The organism is Rhodococcus pyridinivorans, from assembly GCF_900105195.1.
Classification (GTDB): Bacteria; Actinomycetota; Actinomycetes; order Mycobacteriales; family Mycobacteriaceae; genus Rhodococcus; species Rhodococcus pyridinivorans.
In genome coordinates, this window is sequence record NZ_FNRX01000002.1 from 2,258,770 (window position 1) to 2,276,831 (window position 18,062).

At 69.3% G+C, this 18,062-nt stretch carries 16 protein-coding genes; 10 read left to right on the plus strand and 6 right to left on the minus strand.

All coding sequences use genetic code 11. The features are described from left to right. Positions 1-15: 15 nt before the first annotated feature. A complete protein-coding gene (locus BLV31_RS10830) occupies positions 16-1,332 on the minus strand; it encodes an outer membrane protein assembly factor BamB family protein (protein WP_033097729.1) in 1,317 nt (438 codons plus the stop codon). A gap of 93 nt (positions 1,333-1,425) precedes the next feature. On the opposite strand from BLV31_RS10830, the gene BLV31_RS10835 reads away from it, so the two are divergent. After that, positions 1,426-2,184: an acyltransferase gene (locus tag BLV31_RS10835; protein WP_064061607.1), complete on the plus strand. Its 759-nt coding sequence runs from the start codon at positions 1,426-1,428 to the stop codon at positions 2,182-2,184. 34 nt (positions 2,185-2,218) lie between these two features. Continuing rightward, the gene (locus tag BLV31_RS10840; RefSeq protein WP_033097731.1) at positions 2,219-3,721 is read left to right on the plus strand and encodes an amidase; all 1,503 of its coding nucleotides are present in this window, start codon (positions 2,219-2,221) and stop codon (positions 3,719-3,721) included. A gap of 13 nt (positions 3,722-3,734) precedes the next feature. Here BLV31_RS10840 and BLV31_RS10845 read toward each other — a convergent pair whose 3' ends face one another. Genes BLV31_RS10845 through BLV31_RS10860 form a run of 4 tightly spaced genes read right to left on the minus strand, consistent with a single transcriptional unit; the run spans position 3,735 to position 7,865 of the window. Further along, entirely contained in the window at positions 3,735-4,277 is a 543-nt protein-coding gene (locus BLV31_RS10845) for a GNAT family N-acetyltransferase (protein WP_024101406.1), read from the minus strand. Continuing rightward, positions 4,274-5,521 carry a glycosyltransferase family 4 protein gene (locus BLV31_RS10850; protein ID WP_064061608.1) on the minus strand — a complete coding sequence of 416 codons (1,248 nt, stop codon included), beginning with the start codon at positions 5,519-5,521 and terminating at the stop codon, positions 4,274-4,276. Before BLV31_RS10850 ends, BLV31_RS10845 begins: the two co-directional genes overlap by 4 nt. Beyond that, on the minus strand, positions 5,518-7,038 hold the full coding sequence (locus BLV31_RS10855) for a 1,4-alpha-glucan branching protein domain-containing protein (RefSeq protein WP_037216018.1): 1,521 nt from the start codon (positions 7,036-7,038) through the stop codon (positions 5,518-5,520). The genes BLV31_RS10850 and BLV31_RS10855 overlap by 4 nt, the downstream gene beginning before the upstream one ends. A gap of 26 nt (positions 7,039-7,064) precedes the next feature. Then, entirely contained in the window at positions 7,065-7,865 is an 801-nt protein-coding gene (locus tag BLV31_RS10860) for a class I SAM-dependent methyltransferase (RefSeq protein ID WP_006554566.1), read from the minus strand. Positions 7,866-8,088: 223 nt separating this feature from the next. Here BLV31_RS10860 and BLV31_RS10865 point away from each other — a divergent pair, with 223 nt between their 5' ends. From BLV31_RS10865 to ligA, 8 genes are all read left to right on the plus strand, one after another. After that, positions 8,089-8,874, plus strand: a complete 786-nt coding sequence (locus BLV31_RS10865; RefSeq protein ID WP_006554565.1) for an electron transfer flavoprotein subunit beta/FixA family protein — start codon at positions 8,089-8,091, stop codon at positions 8,872-8,874. Between the two features lie 45 nt (positions 8,875-8,919). Continuing rightward, entirely contained in the window at positions 8,920-9,876 is a 957-nt protein-coding gene (locus BLV31_RS10870; protein WP_006554564.1) for an electron transfer flavoprotein subunit alpha/FixB family protein, read from the plus strand. Positions 9,877-10,024: 148 nt separating this feature from the next. Then, on the plus strand, positions 10,025-10,855 hold the full coding sequence (locus tag BLV31_RS10875) for a GNAT family N-acetyltransferase (protein ID WP_064061609.1): 831 nt from the start codon (positions 10,025-10,027) through the stop codon (positions 10,853-10,855). Positions 10,856-10,938: 83 nt separating this feature from the next. Then, a complete protein-coding gene (locus tag BLV31_RS10880; protein WP_139192949.1) occupies positions 10,939-11,742 on the plus strand; it encodes a lysophospholipid acyltransferase family protein in 804 nt (267 codons plus the stop codon). 58 nt (positions 11,743-11,800) lie between these two features. Further along, complete coding sequence (locus BLV31_RS10885) at positions 11,801-13,036, plus strand: cysteine desulfurase family protein (protein WP_006554560.1); 1,236 nt, start codon at positions 11,801-11,803, stop codon at positions 13,034-13,036. Further along, positions 13,033-14,112, plus strand: coding sequence for a tRNA 2-thiouridine(34) synthase MnmA (mnmA, locus tag BLV31_RS10890; protein WP_033097734.1), 1,080 nt, complete (start codon positions 13,033-13,035; stop codon positions 14,110-14,112). The genes BLV31_RS10885 and mnmA overlap by 4 nt, the downstream gene beginning before the upstream one ends. Beyond that, positions 14,109-15,134 (plus strand): methionine synthase, encoded by a 1,026-nt coding sequence (locus tag BLV31_RS10895; RefSeq protein WP_006554558.1) that lies wholly within the window; start codon positions 14,109-14,111, stop codon positions 15,132-15,134. Before mnmA ends, BLV31_RS10895 begins: the two co-directional genes overlap by 4 nt. Before the next feature lie 37 nt (positions 15,135-15,171). Continuing rightward, positions 15,172-17,280, plus strand: a complete 2,109-nt coding sequence (gene ligA, locus BLV31_RS10900) for an NAD-dependent DNA ligase LigA (RefSeq protein ID WP_064061610.1) — start codon at positions 15,172-15,174, stop codon at positions 17,278-17,280. Positions 17,281-17,317: 37 nt separating this feature from the next. On the opposite strand, the gene BLV31_RS10905 is transcribed toward ligA, so the two are convergent. Next, positions 17,318-17,959 carry a hypothetical protein gene (locus BLV31_RS10905; protein ID WP_064061611.1) on the minus strand — a complete coding sequence of 214 codons (642 nt, stop codon included), beginning with the start codon at positions 17,957-17,959 and terminating at the stop codon, positions 17,318-17,320. Positions 17,960-18,062: the final 103 nt, after the last annotated feature.

The following is an 18,062-nucleotide window of genomic DNA, read 5'->3' on the forward strand; positions in this document are numbered from 1 at the left end:
CACGGGCGGCCGTCCTCACACGGACTGCGGTTCGCGCAGCACCACCACGTCCCCGTCGAGAGTCGTGATCACGAACTCCCCGCCCGGGCCGACGCCGGTGCCGACCGGCAATCCGGTGGCGGGATCGAGGGGTTCCTCCTCCATCGTCGCTCCGTCCGCGAGATCGAGCACCGCCGCTGCGAGACCCCGATCGCCGTCGACGACCACATAGGCCCGGCCGTCGGCGGTCACCGCCGGCGCACCGTACGGAGTCACGTCCGCCCGCTCCCACTCGACTTCGACGCTGTCGCCGCCGTCGCGCAGGGCCGTCAGCGGGGCGCTGCCGTCGGCCGACGCGAGGAGCAGCAGTCCGTCCTCGGTGACGGCGGGACCGAGCGCCGTGGGACGGCCGGTCTCGTGGGTCCATCGCGCTTCGCCTGTCTCGGCGTCGAGCGCCCACAGGGCACCCTCCCCGTCGTGGACGTAGACGGTCGAACCGTCAGCAGACAGAACCGGACTCGTCACCGCACCTCCGGGGAGGTCGGGTACCGACCACTCCTCGATGACCACGGCGTCATCACCGGCCGTGTAGCGCAGCGCCACGAGCGCCGACCTGTCCGAACCCGGACGCCACACGGTGACGAAGACACGGTCGGTGGCGGTGTCGACGGCCGGGGTGGTGGCGACCGGGCAGTCCTCCGAGCCCCCGAAGCAGGCGGGGAGGCCGTGATCGCTCGCGAGTCGCGGCAGGTTCTGCCCGTCCTCGAGGGTCGGCACCGGCACCAGATCGAACAGCGGTGCCTCGAGTTGTCCCGTCTGCGGGTCGACGACGTTGACCTGACCGAAATGCGTGACCACCAACAGGCTTCCGTCGGAGGTGAACTGTGCGCTGCGGGGGCTGCCGCTCACGGGAATGCGCCAGCGACGCTGGCCGTGCTCGTTGAACGACAGCAGTCCGCCGTCCTCACCGACGTAGATGTTCGCGACGCCGTCGGAGACGGGGGTGATCGTCGTGACGGCCGGGGCGAGACGCGTGCACCAGCGCTTGCGGCCTGTGTCCATCTGGAAGGAGAACAGATTGCATCCGGCCTCCGTCGCGGCCGCCACCGAGACCTGGCCGTTGGCCGCGATCCCGGCGGGGGAGCCGACCGGGCCGCCCAGCGGACGCGTCCAGCCGGGCGCGAGGTCGTCGACGCTCTCGGCGGTCGCGGTGTTGCTGTTGCGGGCATCGGAGTGCCGTCCCGGCCAGCCACCGCTCGACAACACGTCGTCGGTGCCGGCCCCACCGCCGCACGCGCTCAGCGCGAAGACCACCGTCAGCGCCGGGACCGCGGTCCGCAGGACACCCCGCATCACTCAACTCCTCCACAGGCGAACGATTCGACGTGTCAGCGTATCGGGCCGGGGGTCGTGAGCCGCGAACGAGGCGGACCGTAGGCTGCCCCTATGACGAGCATGTGGGGTGCACCTCTGACGGCGAGGTGGCGCGGGTCCCGTCGGAGGGATCCCGAACAGGTACGATTCCTGACGCTGTCCTCTCTGAAATGGGTGCTGGACAACAAGGCGTACACGCCCTGGTACCTGGTCCGGTACTACCGCCTGGCGAAGTTCCGGCTGGCCAATCCGCACGTGGTGCTGCGCGGCATGGTCTTCCTGGGCAAGAACGTCGAGATCCACGCGACGCCCGAACTGTCGCGCCTCGAGATCGGCCGCTGGGTCCACATCGGCGACGGCAACGCCATCCGCTGCCACGAGGGTTCGCTCCGGATCGGCGACAAGGTCGTCTTCGGCAAGGACAACGTCGTCAACACCTATCTCGACATCGAGATCGGCGCGTCGACGCTGGTCGCAGACTGGTGCTACATCTGCGACTTCGACCACCGCACCGAGGACATCACCTACCCGATCAAGGACCAGGGCATCGTCAAGAGCCCCGTCCGGATCGGTCCGGACACCTGGATCGCCGCGAAGGTCACCGTGCTCCGCGGCACCCGGGTCGGCCGCGGTTCGGTGCTCGGAGCCCACGCGGTCGTCAAGGGAGACATCCCTGATTTCAGTATCGCGGTGGGTTCGCCCGCCAAGGTCGTGAAGAACCGTAAGGTGGCGTGGGAGAGCGCCGCTGCCGAGCGTGCCGCCCGGGAAGCGGCGCTCGCAGATATCGCACGGAAGAAGTCGGGAGACACGCCCGCGGGCGTCCACCAGTAGCGACGCGGGCCGGGACACTGTCGGGGGACAGCAGATGGACTACTCGGAGTATCGGAGTCACGACGCGACCGGCCTGGCCGAACTCGTCGCGACGGGGCAGGTATCGGCGAGCGAGTTGCTCGAGACCGCGATCGCGCGGCTCGACACGGTCGAACCGACACTGAACACCGTCGTCCGCAGGCTCGACGACAAGGCCCGTGTCCTGGCACGCGAACCGCTCGACGGTCCGTTCGCCGGGGTGCCGTTCCTGCTCAAGGATCTGGGGCAGGATCTGGCCGGTGAGCCGACCTCGTGCGGGTCCCGTGTCCTCGCGGACCTGCCGATGGACGAGAACTCGGTGATCGTCGACCGGTGGCTCGGAGCCGGCCTGGTCCCGTTCGCCAAGACCAACACCCCCGAGTTCGGGGCGAAGGGCATCACCGAGCCCGAGGCGTTCGGGGCCACCCGAAACCCGTGGGATCCGTCGGTGACGCCGGGCGGGTCATCGGGTGGTTCCGCCGCGGCGGTCGCGGCCGGCGTCGTTCCCGCGGCGGGAGCGAGCGACGGCGGCGGCTCCATCCGCATTCCCGCCGCCTGCTGCGGGCTCCTCGGGCTCAAGCCCGGACGCGGACTCGTGCCCACCGGTATGCGCGGCGGGGAACCGCTGCACGGCGCGGCTACCAACGGGGTGATCTGCCGGACGGTGCGCGACGCCGCTGCCTTCCTCGACGTCATGGCGGGCCCGTACGCGGGTGGGCCGTATCTCGTCGAGCGTGCCCGGTCGTACGCAGAGGCCGCGCGCTCGGCGCCGAAGCGGTTGCGGATCGGATACGAGACCGCGTCACCGATCGGGACGCCGGTCGATCCGGAGGCAAAGGCCGCGGTGGACGCTGCCGTCGCGGTGCTCGAGGAACTCGGCCATCACGTCGAACCCGCCTCGACGGGTATCGACGAACGGCGTCTCGCAGAGGACTTCCTCATCATGTGGTTCGCCACGGCTGCCGCGGAGGTCGCCGAGGCCTGCCGCCTCACCGGAGCACGACCCGAGGACTTCGAGTTCGACACCCGCATCATCGCCGCCGTGGGCAAGGCGACCTCGGCGTCGGACTACATTGCGGCCCATGCCCGCTGGGCCGAGTACGCGAGCGGTCTCGCGCAGTTCCACGAACGCTACGATCTGCTGCTCACGCCGACACTCGCCTTCCCGCCGTCGCGCATCGGCGAACTCGACACGCCCCGCTGGATGCGGCGTGCCGGCGAGGCGCTCCTGCGTACCCGCACCGCGTGGATCGCGACCCGGGCCGGTTTCATCGACCGGGTGGTGGACGACAATCTGGGGCGCACCCCCTACACGCAGCTGGCCAATATCACCGGGCGCCCGGCGATCTCGGTGCCGTTGCACTGGACGGTGTCCGGTCTGCCGCTCGGGGTGCAGTTCGTCGGCCCACTCGGTGGGGAGAGTGTGCTCCTCGCCCTCGCAGGCGAACTCGAACAGGCCCGGCCGTGGTTCGATCGGCAGCCGCCGCTCGCTCCGGCCGAGTTGTCCGCTACCTCGTGAGTCGAAGGTCGACTCAGGGTCGGCCCAGTGGCTTCCGGTAGACGACCGTTTCACATAGGACCGCAAGAGCCGGAACGAGTTCCGGATGGCGCGTATCGAGCGGCGCGGGCTCCTCCGGCACGTACCCGAGCCGGGTGTAGAGCCGGTCGAGGAACACCTTCGACTCGTGTGAGGTGTCGCGCGGACGGATCACCTCGAGTTGCATTGCCTCGAAACCCCGCTCGGCGAACTCCGTCTCGACGGTGTCGATCAGGACGCGGCCGACGCCCGTGCCGCGGACCTTCGGGTCGGAGGCGAGCATCCCGAACTCGGCCGTCGTCGCGTCGACCGGGGTCACGCGGATACAGCCGACCACCCGGCCGTGCGAGCGGGCGATGCGAATGCTGCCCTCCCGCGCATATCGGGTGATCTCGTCCGTGTCGGTCCGTGTGGTGCCCGGTACCCACATGCCGTCCTCGGCCACCGCGTAGACCGCGTTGAGCAGTGCGGTGACGGCGACGATATCGGATTCGTGCGGTGCCAGGCGCTCGATTTGGAGCGTGTGCTGCTCGTTCATCCGCGGTCCGGGAGGGGACGTTGGGGGACAGTGGGGCGTGCGAGCGGGTGACGCACCCGCCGCTTCGCCGACGAGTAGACCTGCGCGGTTTCTTCGGCGACGCGGCGCCAGTCGAAGTCGTCGGTCAGTCGTGCCCGAGCCGCCCGCGCGCGCACTCGGGCGGCCTCGGGATCGTCGAGGGTTTCCCGGACGGCCGAGACGAGTCCGGCCACGTCGCCGGGCCGGAACGACAGTCCGGTCACGCCGTCGACCACGGCTTCGCCCAGGCCGCCGGCGGTGGACGCGATGAGCGGGGTACCCGCTGCGGCGGCCTCGAGGGCGATGATGCCGAACGGCTCGTAGCGGCTCGGCAGCACGATCGCGTCGGCGCCGTGCAGCCAGCCGAGCAGTTCGGTGTGGTCGAGGTTGCCGAGGAAACTCACCGAGCGTGCGACGCGGTGTACGCGTGCCTGCTCGTGCAGCCACTCGAACTGGGTGCCCTCACCGGCGACCACGAGGGTCGTGCCGGGATGCGAGCGGCGGATGCGGGGGAGCGCGGCGATCGCGTCCTGCACACCCTTCTCGTATTCGAGGCGGCCGACGTACAGCAGTCGTGCCGGCCCGGGACGCGGTTCGCGGTCGCGGTACGACCAGGTGGTGATGTCGATGCCGTTGCGGATCACGGAGATCTCCGGCAGGTCCGGACCGTACAACTCGGTGACCTCGTCGTGCATCGACGCCGAACACGTGATGAGACGGTCGGATTCGTTGGCGAGCCACCACTCGACGGAATGCACCTGGCGGTTGATCCGGCCCGACAGCCAACCGCTGTGGCGACCGGCCTCGGTCGCGTGCAGGGTCGACACGAGCGGCACGTCGAAGTACTCGGCCAGCGCGATCGCGGGGTGGGCGACGAGCCAGTCGTGGGCGTGGACGACGTCCGGATACCAACCTTCGCCGATGCCGCCGCGGGTCAGCCCGATCCCGGCGCGGACCATCGCGTGGCCCATCGCCAGCGTCCAGGCGATCATGTCCTCGCCGAAGTCGAAGTGGGGTGCGTCCTCCGCGACCGCCACCACGAGCACGCCGTCGGCGATGTGGCTGATCGTGGGGTGGGTCGACGCATCGGTGCCGGTCGGGCGACGTGACAGCACCACCACCTCGTTGCCCGCCGCGGCGAGTTCGGTGGCGAGATGATGGACGTGTCTGCCCAGGCCGCCAACGACGACGGGTGGGTACTCCCATGAGACGAGCAGAATCTTCATCGCGGGCCTCCGTGGCGTCCGGGCAGTCGTCGGGCGTCGAGTCCTGGGAAGAGATTGTCGGCGCGGTTCCATCCGTCGGCCAGACGCCGTGCCGTCTCGGTGCGTCCGGAGTCGACCGCCTCGGCGATCTCACGCAGGGCGTGGGCGTGTTTGTGCGCGCGGTCGCGGGCATAGGCGGCGGCGGTGTCCTTGCTGACCATGAACGCCCAGTCGCTGGAGACCGTCAGCAGCGCTTCGCGCACCATCTGGTCGTGCACGCGGTTGCGGAGCGCGACCGACGACGTGCTCTGCTCGCGGGACTTGTCGATGCTGTCGAGGGTCGTGCGCACCACCTCGTCGTTGAGACGCACGAGATCGGCGACCTGGTCGCCGGCCCAGACCCGCCAGTCCTTGCCCGAACCCCACGACGAATTCTCGAGATCGACGGAGGCGCCGACGTATCCGCGGTCGCGGGCATCGGCGAGGGTTCCCACCTCGATGCCGGCCTCGGGAAGCGCGCGGAGCAGTCGTTCGAGGAAGATCGGACCTTCGAACCACCAGTGGCCGAACAGTTCCGTGTCGAAGGCCGCGACGACGAGTGCGTCCCGGCCGATGCGGCCGGATTCGCTGCGCAATCGCTGCCGGACGGTCTCGACGAAGTCGGCGACGTGCCGGTCGACGGCGTGCGACGCGAGTTCGGGATCGTAGGGCGCCTTCTCGTGCGAGGGCACCGTGCGGCCCGTGACGCGGGACGGTTTGAGTCCGGTGTCGTGGCAGTAGGTGTGGAAGTCGCGGTAGGCGGAGTGGCCGGGATAGCCGGACTTCGGCGACCACACCCGGTACGAGACCTGCAGGTCGCGGCCGAAACACACGACGTCCGAGTCGCGGACCGTGCGGCCGAGCGAGGTGTCGCCGCGCAGCGCAGGACCGTCGACCATGAAGTGCTCGACTCCCGCTGCGGCGTAATCGTTCTCCATGCCCGGCGTGTAACCGCATTCCGGGCCCCAGATGCCGCGGGGGCGATGGTTCCAGCGGGCGTGCGCGTCGGCGAGACCTTCGGACAACGAGAAGGTGCGCAGTCGCGGGTCGAGGAGGGGCTGGAACGGATGGGCGAGAGGCCCACCGAGCAGTTCGATCGCGTCGGCGTCGATCAGCTGCCGCACGACGGGAGATCCGCCGTGGCGCCATTGGGTTTCGAAGTCCTCCAGTGCCGCGGTGGCGGCGCGGTGCTCGCGGGCGCCGAGTGCGCGGTAGGACTCCTCCCGCATGCCGGCCGCCTCGTGCGCGCGCAGTTGCCAGTTGCCGAGCCAGTGGTGCATCCCGGCGAGGCAGTGCGGGTCGTCGAGTTGCGCGGCCAGTACCGGGGTGATGCCGAGTGTGAGCATCCGGGTTCGGCCTTCGGCGGCGAGCCGCCGCAGCACGTCGGTGACGGGCAGATAGGTCGCTGCCCACGACTGGTAGAGCCATTCCTCGCCGACGGGCCACCGGCCGTGGTGGGCGAGCCACGGGAGGTGGGAGTGGAGGACGAGCGCGAACATCCCGGGTTCGCGGGACGATGCGGCACTCACGGAGCGGTGTCCTTCGCTGCGGGGTCCTTCACGGCGATCGCGACCAGATCGAGGCTCGCATCGATGTTCTCGGGGACGATGGCGAAGTCGTCGGTGGAGACCATCGCGACGTCGGCGGTGAGATCGTCCGGCCACGGCTGCCCGGCGAGGGCGCGCTCGATCTGGGCGTCGATGAACGATCCGCCGTGCTTGGCATCGAGTGCGCGCAGCGTGGGGCCGTGGTGCACGCCGGTCATGAGTTCGACGCGGAAGCCGGCGTCCTCGAGCAGTTCGGTCAGTTCGGCGGCGTTCAGCTCACGGGTGTGGAAGGGGTTGAGCGGGGTGTCGCGGCCGGGGGAGAAGGTGATCCGGTTGGGAGTACTGATGAGCAATTCGCCGCCGGGGGTAAGAACGCGGTGACATTCGCGTAGGAACTGTGTCTGATCCCACAAATGCTCGATCACCTGGAAGTTCACGACCGTATCGACCGATTCGTCCTCGAGGGGAAGTTCGGCGAGGTTTCCGTGCCGGATGTCCACGCGGGGGTAGCGCGCGCGGATGTGTGCGACGGCGCTCTCGTCGTAGTCGAGGCCGATCACGCGCGTCGCCACATCGGCGATCATGTCGGCCCCGTAGCCTTCGCCGGCGCCGGCCTCGAGCACGGCCCGGTTCACGCAACGGGGGAGAAAGTTCTGGTAGACGACCTCGTGACGTCGGAACCAATAGTTCTCCTCGGCGATGCCGGGGACCGTCCGTTCGCCGGTGAGGGGGAGGGCGTGCGCGTCATCGGCGCGGGCGGGGGTGTCGCTCACCGCCACGACATTAGACCTCTCCCCGGAGGGGTGGTCTCCGGTGTTCCAGATCACAGGTTTCGTCGTCCTTCCGTACGGCTATGGTGAACCGGGAATCCCGTCAAGTTACTGACTGGTAACTTAGCGGCTGATAATCTATCGCACACGCCGTGCGAAAGACACGAGTGCTCGGTTCAGGCAGCGCCTTGCCGACCAAAGGCAGCTACACACAGGAGGTCGACGCAGACCCATGACGAACATCGTCGTTTTGATCAAGCAGGTCCCCGACACGTGGTCCGAGCGCAAGCTCAGCGACGGCGACTACACGCTCGACCGTGAGGCCGCCGACGCCGTGCTCGACGAGATCAACGAGCGCGCCGTCGAGGAAGCTCTGCTCATCAAGGAGCGCGACGGCGGTGAGGTCACCGTTCTGACCGCCGGCCCGGACCGCGCCACCGACGCCATCCGCAAGGCGCTGTCCATGGGCGCCGACAAGGCGATCCACCTCAACGATCCCGCCATGCACGGCTCCGACTCGATCCAGACCGCGTACGCGATCGCCGCTGCGCTCGGCCAGATCGAGGGTGTCGAGCTGGTCATCGCCGGTAATGAGGCCACCGACGGTCGCGTGGGCGCCGTGCCCGCGATCATCGCCGAGTACCTGGGCCTGCCCCACCTGACGCACCTGCGCAAGCTCACGATCGCGGACGGCAAGGCCGCCGGCGAGCGCGAGACCGACGAGGGCGTCTTCGGCATCGAGGCTCCGCTCCCCGCCATCGTCTCGGTCACCGAGAAGATCAACGAGCCCCGCTTCCCCTCCTTCAAGGGCATCATGGCCGCGAAGAAGAAGGAAGTTCAGACCCTCACCCTCGCCGACATCGGTCTCGATCCCGAGATCTTCGGTGTTGCGAACGCTGCGTCCACCGTCACCGGTGTGACTCCGAAGCCCCCGCGCACCGCGGGTGAGCGCGTCACCGACGAGGGCGACGGCGGCAGCAAGATCGCTCAGTACCTGGTCGGCCAGAAGATCATCTGATCGCGCCCCGCGACAACATCTGACATATCTAGGAGAGAAGTAGTAATGGCAGAAGTACTCGTGCTCGTCGAGCATGCCGAGGGCGCGCTCAAGAAGGTCAGCACCGAACTCATCACCGCCGCGCGTGTGCTCGGCGAGCCCTCCGCCGTCGTCGCAGGTGCCCCCGGCACCGCCGACGCGCTGCAGGACGCCCTCGCCGCCGCCGGTGCGGTCAAGGTCTACGCCGCCGAGTCCGAAGACGTCGACAACTACCTGGTGACCCCGAAGGTCGACGTCCTCGCGTCGCTCGTCGAGTCCACCAGCCCCGCCGCCGTCATCACCGCCGCGTCCGTCGAGGGCAAGGAGGTGTCGGGCCGCCTCGCCGCCCGCATCGGCTCCGGTCTGCTCGTCGATGTCGTCGACGTCAAGGCCGACGGCTCCGCCGTGCACTCGATCTTCGGTGGCGCGTTCACCGTCGACGCCAAGGCCAACGGTGAGGTCCCCGTGATCTCCATCCGCCCGGGCGCCATCGAGGCCAAGCCCGAGGCTGCCGCCGCCGAGCGTGTGGCCGTCGAGGTTCCGGCCCAGGAAGAGAACGCCGTGAAGATCGTCTCGCGCGATCCGATCGTCGGCGGCGACCGTCCGGAGTTGACCGAGGCGTCGATCGTCGTCTCCGGTGGCCGCGGTGTCGGTTCGGCCGACAAGTTCTCCGTCGTCGAGGAGCTCGCCGACTCGCTCGGTGCCGCCGTCGGTGCTTCCCGCGCCGCCGTCGACTCGGGCTACTACCCGGGCCAGTTCCAGGTCGGTCAGACCGGTAAGACGGTCTCCCCGCAGCTGTACGTCGCGCTCGGCATCTCCGGCGCCATCCAGCACCGCGCCGGCATGCAGACGTCGAAGACCATCGTCGCCGTCAACAAGGACGAAGAGGCCCCGATTTTCGAGATCGCGGACTACGGCGTCGTCGGCGACCTGTTCAACGTCGCTCCGCAGCTGACCGAGGAGGTCAAGAAGCACAAGGGCTGATCCGCTCCGGCAGATCGATCCCTGCGCGGCCCCGCTCCTTCGAAAGGAGCGGGGCCGCGTGCATTCTGCGGGAGTGTTCATCGGCGATGCATCGCCGCGACACCCCGTCGCCGCCGGCGCGCCTCCCACGGTCGTTACACCTTGGGGCATGACCACATCGCCGGTGCTGTACCGCCCGAGTGGGTTCACCGCTCCCGTCCTGTCCGGCCCCCACTACTCCCTCGTCGTGTCGACGGAAGCGTCGGATCGCCTGGCTGCGCAACGCCTTCGGTACCGGGTTTTCTCCGGTGAACCCGGCTTCCGGATCCCCGATGCGGGGGGCGCATCCGACGCCGACCGGTTCGACGAGTTCTGCGACCACGTGCTGGTGCGCGATCGGGTCACCGACGACGTCGTCGGCTGTTACCGGATGCTGCCGCCCGAAGCCGCCCGCGAGGCCGGTGGGTACTACACCGCCACCGAATTCGATCTCTCCGCACTCGACCCACACGGGCGAGGCCTGGTGGAGATGGGCAGGGCCTGCGTCGATCCAGCCCACCGTTCCGGATCGGTCCTCACCCTGATGTGGGCCGGCATCCTGCACTATCTCGAGGCGACCGGACACAACGAGGTCGTCGGATGCGTCTCGGTGCCCATGCGCACGACGCCCGACGAGCCCGAGGCGTCGAACGTTCGGGCCGTGCGCGACCTGCTGCTCGAACGACACGCCGTCGAACCCGCAGCGCGGGTCCGACCGCTGAATCCCGTGATGGTCGAAGGCCACCCGCTCGACGAGATCGCTCCGTTGCCGCGTCCCGTGGTCCCGCCGCTCCTGCGCGGATACCTGCGGCTCGGTGCCCGGATCTGTGGTGAACCGGCCCACGATCCGGACTTCGGGGTCGCCGACTTCGTCGCGATACTAGCCGTGGACCGGGCGGACACCCGCTATCTCGCCCGCCTGCGCGCGGCCGCCGAGCGTGCCGAGCGGGGGTCGCGGTGACTCGGGTCGGTACGACACGGGTGCACGCGTGGATGCCGTCGAGTCCGTGCGGGATCCGGTGCCTGCCGGACGGGACGGATCGTGTGGGTCTGCCGACGGTGTGGTTGCGCATCGCGACGGTCGCGGTCGTGCTGACGGTGGTGCCGCTCCTGCTGGCAGGACGGATGATTCCCGCGGCGCGTCGGGAGAGCACGGTGCGGCGCAGTGCGCGCCTGTTGTTGTGGTGCGTAGGCATCCGTCCGACGATCGACGATCGGCGTGACCGACGGGCGCGCGCAGGGGGCGTGCTCGTCGTTGCACCGCACATCTCGTGGACGGATGTCCTCGTCCTCACCGCAGTCGCTCCCGCGGAGTTCGTCGCACGAGCGGACCTGCTCGACTGGGGCCTGCTGGGCGCGCTCGCACGCCGGATGCGTGTCATCCCCATCGAACGGGAACGACTGCGACTGCTGCCCGCCGTGATCGAGCGAGTACGCACCCGCTTGCTGGAGGGCGGGTGCGTCGCCGTCTTCCCCGAGGGCACGACGCGATGCGGACGGTCCCACGGCGGTTTCCGCCCCGCCCTGCTGCAGGCGGCCGTGGACGCGCAGTGCCCCGTCCAGCCCGTCGGCCTGCGATACGGCGAGCGCGGGGGAGACCTCACCGCCGCGCCGGCCTTCGTCGGTGACGAGACGATCGGTTCCTCGATCCGGCGGATGATCCGGAACCGCGGTGTCGTCGTCGAAGTCATGCTCGCTCCGCTCGAACATCCGGGTCGGGACCGGCACGATCTCGCAGCCCGATGCGCCCGCGCGGTCCGTGCCGAGCGCCCGGTCGAGGCCGTGACATTCCTGCCGGTCGGCGGCTCACCGGCCGGTGGAACGGCACGGACGGTGGACGCCGCCTGACGGGCGACCCCCCTGAGCGCGGCGGGCACCTGCGCCGACCCGCTATCCTGGATCGGTCATGACCTCGCCCGCCGCCGGTCCCTCCGGTACCTCCACGACCGTCTACCTCGATCACGCCGCGACGTCGCCGATGCTTCCTGCGGCCGTCGAGGCGATGACGTCGGTCCTCGCCACCGTCGGAAACGCGTCCTCCCTGCACGGATCGGGGCGCGCAGCGCGCCGGCGCGTCGAGGAGTCGCGGGAGTCGATTGCGGCCGCCCTCGGCGCCCGGCCCTCCGAGGTGATCTTCGTCTCCGGTGGCACCGAGGGCGACAATCTGGCCGTCAAGGGCATCTATTGGGGTCGCCGCGCCCAGGACCCCCGGCGTCGCCGGATCCTCGCGAGCGCGGTCGAACACCACGCCGTGCTCGACGCCGTCGAATGGCTCGTCGAGCACGAGGATGCCCAGGTGACGTGGCTGCCGGTGGACGGCTCCGGCCGCGTCGATCCCACCACGCTCCGCGAGGAACTCTCGCGCCACGCCGACGAGGTCGCCCTCGTGTCCGTGATGTGGGCGAACAACGAGGTCGGCACCGTCATGCCGATCACCGAACTCGCTGCGGTCGCCGCCGAGTTCGACGTCCCGATGCACAGCGACGCCGTGCAGGCGGTCGCGCATCTCCCAGTCGATTTCACCGCGAGCGGACTGTCGGCACTGACCCTGGCCGCTCACAAGTTCGGTGGTCCGCAGGGAGTGGGAGCGCTGCTGCTCGGCAGGCAGGTACCGTGCGTGCCGCTCGCCCACGGTGGGGGCCACGAACGCGACGTGCGGTCCGGGACGCAGGACACCGCGTCCATCGTGGCGATGGCCGCGGCGTTGCGCGAGGTCACCTCGGATCTGCCCGGCCGCACCGCCGAACTCGCGCACCTGCGCGATCTTCTTGTCGCGGGTGTCGAGGCGGCGATCCCCGACGCGATCCTCAACGGTCCTCGCGAGGTCGGACGACTGCCCAACAACGCGCACTTCACGTTCCCCGGATGCGAAGGCGACTCGCTGCTGATGTTGCTCGACGCGGCCGGTATCGAATGCTCGACCGGTTCGGCGTGCACCGCCGGGGTCGCGCGCGCGAGTCACGTACTCGTCGCGATGGGGGCGGACCCGATCACGGCACGCGGTTCGCTCCGATTCTCGTTGGGGCACACCACAACCCGCAGTGACATCGACAAACTGATCGAAACTCTCCCTTCCGTGGTGGACAGGGCTCGCGCCGCCGGACTGGCGAGCGCCGGTGGACGAGGAGGTGACCGGAGATGAGGATTCTTGCGGCAATGAGCGGCGGTGTGGACTCGGCGGTCGCCGCCGCCCGCATGGTCGAGGCCGGACACGACGTCGTGGGAGTGCATCTCGCGTTGTCGGCCGCGCCGGGCACACTGCGCACCGGCTCGCGCGGATGCTGCTCGAAGGAGGACGCCGGCGATGCTCGCCGCGCCGCCGACGTGCTCGGAATTCCCTTCTACGTCTGGGATTTCGCAGACCGCTTCAAGGAGGACGTGATCGACGACTTCGTCGCGTCCTATGCCGCCGGTGAGACCCCGAACCCGTGCCTGCGTTGCAACGAGAAGATCAAGTTCTCGGCGCTGGCCGACCGTGCCGTCGCGCTCGGCTTCGACGCCGTCGCCACCGGTCACTACGCGCAGTTGAACGACGGGGTGCTGCGCCGCGCCGTCGACGCCGACAAGGACCAGTCGTACGTACTCGCCGTGCTCACCGCGCAGCAGTTGTCGCGCGCGGTGTTCCCCGTCGGCGACACCCCCAAGAGCCGGATCCGCGAGGAGGCCGCCGAGCGCGGACTCGCGGTGGCGAACAAGCCCGACAGCCACGACATCTGCTTCATCCCGTCGGGCGACACCCGCGCCTTCCTCGGTGCCCGGATCGGTGTGCGTCCCGGCGCCGTCGTGGACGACCGTTCGGGTGAGGTGCTCGCGCAGCACGAGGGCGTGCACGGTTTCACCATCGGCCAGCGCAAGGGACTCGGTATCGCCGGGCCCGGACCGGACGGACGCCCCCGCTACGTCACCGCGATCGAACCGGAGAGCGGCACCGTCCGGGTCGGCAGCGCCGAACAGCTGAAGGTCGAGTCGATCCGCGCCGAGCGCGCCGTATGGACCTCCGGCACCGCTCCTGTCGGACCGATCGAGTGCGTCGTCCAGGTCCGCGCTCACGGCGGCCTGGCCCCGGCCGTCGCCGAAGCGGTGGGTCCGGGCATCGAGATCTCGCTGCGCGAACCGCTCACCGGTGTCGCCGCCGGTCAGGCCGCCGTGCTGTACCGGTCCGACGCTGCGGGCGACATCGTCCTCGGCAGCGGAACCATCGCGGCAGGGGACCGGTGACGGCACCTGCCACCGGCCGCGAGGTGTGGTCCGGTCTCGCGACAGGCATCGGTTCGTGGCCCGGGACGGACCCGCGCGAGGCCGCGGCGGTCGTCGTCGGCGAACTCACGGATCTGCCCCACCTCGTCGAACTGCCGGCACGCGGCCTCGGTGCCGACATGATCGGGCGGGTCAGCGCCCTGCTCGTCGACATGTACCTCGACACCTCGACCACTGGCTACCGCCTCGTGTCGCGACGCGGCGGTGTGGCTGCCCGGGCGCGCGACCTGCTCGCCCAGGACCTCGATGCGCTCGAGGAGGCCTGGGAACGCGCCGGGCTGGATGCCGGCCGCCCCGTGAAGGTGCAGGCTGCCGGGCCGCTCACCCTCGCCGCCCACGTCGAACTCGCCACGGGACGCCGGGTGCTCACCGACCGCGGCGCCGTTCGCGACCTGGCCGAATCGCTCGCGGAGGGCCTGGCCCGACACGCCGCCGAGATCACCCGCCGGCTCGGGGTTCAGGTGGTCGCGCAACTCGACGAACCGTCGCTGCCGGATGTGCTCGCCGGAACGCTGAAGGGCCGGACCGTCCTCGAGACCGTCCCTGCCGTGCCGGACCCGGAAGCGCTGGACGTGCTCGACACGACGATTCGGGGCACTGGGCTCTCCGTCGCGGTGCACTGCTGCGCGGGCACCTTCCCGGCCGACTTCCTGCGGCGCAGCGCTGCCGACGCTGTGGCCTTCGACGTCGGATGCGTGCGACGCTCCGACCTCGACGGACTCGGGGAACTGTTCGACTCGGGCACGGTCCCGATACTCGGACTCGTGCCCGCCACCGCACCGGCCTCGACGGGCTGGCGCGAGTACGCGGCACCGGCCGTCGAGCTGATCGACCGGCTCGGGTTCCCCAGGAAGGTGCTGCAATCGGTGGCGGTGAGCCCGGTCTGCGGGCTGGCCTCGGCCTCCACGGAGGGGGCACGGGCCGCTCTGCGTTCGTTGCGCGACGTCGCGTCGGCCTTCGCTGAGGAAGCCGACACGCTCTGAGTATTCCGGTCGGTCCCCTCGACTAGGCTTGCAGGCTGTGAGTGAACCGACGGACGCACCCATCACCGCTCCTCCGGAGGCGCGTGAGCGCTGGCAGGATCTCGCCGAACAGGTGCGCGAGCATCAGTTCCGTTATTACGTGCGCGACGCCCCCATCATCTCCGACGGTCAGTTCGACGCGCTCCTCGGCGAACTGCAGGCACTCGAGGATCAGTACACCGAACTCCGCACGCCGGATTCGCCCACCCAGCTGGTCGGCGGCGGCTTCGCCACCGAATTCGGTGCCGTCGAGCATCTCGAACGGATGCTCAGCCTCGACAACGTCTTCGACGAGGACGAACTGCGCGCGTGGCTCTCGCGCGCCGAGGTCGAGACCGGCACTCACCCCGATTATCTGTGCGAGGTGAAGATCGACGGCGTGGCGCTCAGCCTCGTCTACGAGAACGGCAAACTCGTCCGCGCGGCCACCCGCGGCGACGGACGCACCGGGGAGGACGTCACCCTCAACGCCCGCACGATCGACGACGTTCCCGAAAAGCTCACCGGCACCGCCGAATACCCGATCCCGACGTTGCTCGAAGTGCGCGGCGAGGTGTTCTTCCGGCTCGAGGACTTCCAGACCCTCAACGCCGGGCTGGTGGCCGAAGGCAAGCCGCCCTTCGCGAATCCCCGCAATTCCGCCGCCGGTTCCCTGCGGCAGAAGAACCCGGCCGTCACCGCGCGCCGGCGTCTGCGCATGTACTGCCACGGCTACGGCCGCATGGAGGGCTTCGAACCCCGCTCGCAATCCGACGCCTACGCGGCCTTCGCGGCCTGGGGCCTGCCCGTCTCACCGCACACTGTTCGCGTGCAGGGCGCCGAGGCGGTCGTCGAGCGGATGCGCTACTGGGGCGAACACCGCCACGACATCGAACATGAGATCGACGGCCTGGTGGTCAAGATCGACGACATGGGGCTGCACCGACGCCTCGGTGCCACGTCCCGCGCCCCACGGTGGGCGATCGCCTACAAGTACCCGCCGGAGGAGGTCACCACCAAGCTCCTCGACATCCGCGTCAGTGTCGGGCGCACCGGACGCGTGACCCCCTTCGCCTACATGGAGCCGGTCACCGTCGCCGGGTCCACCGTCTCGCTGGCGACGCTGCACAACGCGTCCGAGGTGGAGCGCAAAGGCGTGCTCATCGGCGACACCGTGGTCATCCGCAAGGCCGGCGACGTGATCCCGGAGGTCCTCGGCCCGGTCGTCGACCTGCGCGACGGTTCCGAGTACGCCTTCGAGATGCCCACGCAGTGCCCCGAATGCGGTACCACCCTCGCCCCGGCGAAGGAGGGCGACGTCGACCTGCGCTGCCCCAACTCGCGGTCGTGCCCGGCGCAATTGCGCGAGCGGGTCTTCCACGTCTCGGGCAGGGGAGCGTTCGACATCGAAGCCCTCGGCTACGAGGCGGCCACGGCGCTGCTCGAGGGGAAGATCATCGCCGACGAGGGCGACCTGTTCTCGCTCACGAAGGAAGACCTCGAACGCATCCCGTTTTTCCGCACCACCAAGGGCGTGCTGTCGAAGAACGGCGACCGTCTGCTGCAGAACCTCGACAAGGCGAAGGAACAGCCGCTCTGGCGCGTGCTGGTCGCCCTGTCCATCCGGCACGTCGGACCGACCGCTGCGCGTGCGCTGGCCACCGAGTTCGGCAGCCTCGACCGGATCCGGGCCGCGTCCGTCGACGAGCTCGCGGCCGTCGAGGGCGTCGGACCGACGATCGCCGCGGCGGTGACCGACTGGTTCACCGTCGATTGGCACGTCGCGATCGTCGACAAGTGGGCGGCAGCGGGTGTGCGGATGGCCGACGAACGCGACGAATCGATCCCGCGAACCCTCGAAGGACTGTCGATCGTGGTTACGGGCACGCTCGCGGGATTCTCCCGCGACCAGGCCAAGGAGGCCGTCCTCGCGCGCGGAGGCAAGGCCGCCGGATCGGTGTCGAAGAAGACGGCTTTCGTCGTCATCGGCGACAACCCTGGTTCGAAGGCCGACAAGGCCGCCGATCTCGGAGTACCCGTGCTCGACGAGGACGGTTTCCGGATCCTGCTCGACGAGGGGCCCGACGCCGCTCGCGCCTATCTCGAAGGGCGCGAAGGGGAGAACTGAGACGCTCTCCGCCGGGAGGTGCCCTGCCCGCGGATTCTCAGGAGGCCGTTGCGGATTCCGGTTCCTCGGCGCTGCGCCTCCCGAGGAATACCGCCGCGGCGAGCAGGAAGCAGATCGCCCCGACGAACGTGCCGGTGTTGGCAAGGCTCGGGTCGAGAGTGTTTCCGTCGTCGAGGACGAACGAACCGACGGCGGAGACCCCGAAAGCGATCGACCCGAGCATGTTCAGCCACCCGCTGATCCAGTCCTTCGAGCGCGGCGCCCAATGCGAGCCCGCTCGCCAGAGGACTGCACACGCGATCGCGCTCGACACCAGAAAGCACAGGGAACCTTCGAGATTGGGGTTCCACACCAGGTGCTTCTCACCCTTGACGGTGTGGGCGTGCAGTGCGGCTCCCGTGCTGACGTTGAACAGCAGCGTACCGATGAACTGGATCAGCGACGCGAGCCAGTCGGCGCGGATCGCCGGGCTGCCCTTGTCCGTGACGGTGGCCGGCCCACTGAGCATCAATTGGACGAATGCTGCACCCGTGAAGAACCAGGAACCCACGAAGAACGAAGTATTTGCACCGGCGGTGCCGAGAAGCGTCGCAATTCCGGGCGCCGAACCCAATGCGAACAGGGCGGCGCCGATGACGAATCCCCAGGACTGCATGCGCAATGTCGGGTGAATCAGCATTGGCGCAGTGTAAGTCGAAGATCGGAAATTTGTGTGTTTTCAAAAGAAACTATCCGATCGAATAGGTGCAGTTCAGAACGAACTTTCGAAAAGGGTGAACGGT

Excerpts from the sequence above, each read along its gene's own strand:
- BLV31_RS10870 (WP_006554564.1), top strand. The coding sequence starts at position 8,920 with ATGGCAGAAGTACTCGTGCTCGTCGAGCATGCCGAGGGCGCGCTCAAG.
- BLV31_RS10865 (WP_006554565.1), top strand. The coding sequence starts at position 8,089 with ATGACGAACATCGTCGTTTTGATCAAGCAGGTCCCCGACACGTGGTCC.
- BLV31_RS10885 (WP_006554560.1), top strand. The coding sequence starts at position 11,801 with ATGACCTCGCCCGCCGCCGGTCCCTCCGGTACCTCCACGACCGTCTAC.
- BLV31_RS10855 (WP_037216018.1), bottom strand. The coding sequence starts at position 7,038 with ATGTTCGCGCTCGTCCTCCACTCCCACCTCCCGTGGCTCGCCCACCAC.
- BLV31_RS10875 (WP_064061609.1), top strand. The coding sequence starts at position 10,025 with ATGACCACATCGCCGGTGCTGTACCGCCCGAGTGGGTTCACCGCTCCC.
- mnmA (WP_033097734.1), top strand. The coding sequence starts at position 13,033 with ATGAGGATTCTTGCGGCAATGAGCGGCGGTGTGGACTCGGCGGTCGCC.
- BLV31_RS10905 (WP_064061611.1), bottom strand. The coding sequence starts at position 17,959 with ATGCTGATTCACCCGACATTGCGCATGCAGTCCTGGGGATTCGTCATC.
- BLV31_RS10830 (WP_033097729.1), bottom strand. The coding sequence starts at position 1,332 with ATGCGGGGTGTCCTGCGGACCGCGGTCCCGGCGCTGACGGTGGTCTTC.
- BLV31_RS10850 (WP_064061608.1), bottom strand. The coding sequence starts at position 5,521 with ATGAAGATTCTGCTCGTCTCATGGGAGTACCCACCCGTCGTCGTTGGC.
- BLV31_RS10845 (WP_024101406.1), bottom strand. The coding sequence starts at position 4,277 with ATGAACGAGCAGCACACGCTCCAAATCGAGCGCCTGGCACCGCACGAA.
- BLV31_RS10840 (WP_033097731.1), top strand. The coding sequence starts at position 2,219 with ATGGACTACTCGGAGTATCGGAGTCACGACGCGACCGGCCTGGCCGAA.
- BLV31_RS10835 (WP_064061607.1), top strand. The coding sequence starts at position 1,426 with ATGACGAGCATGTGGGGTGCACCTCTGACGGCGAGGTGGCGCGGGTCC.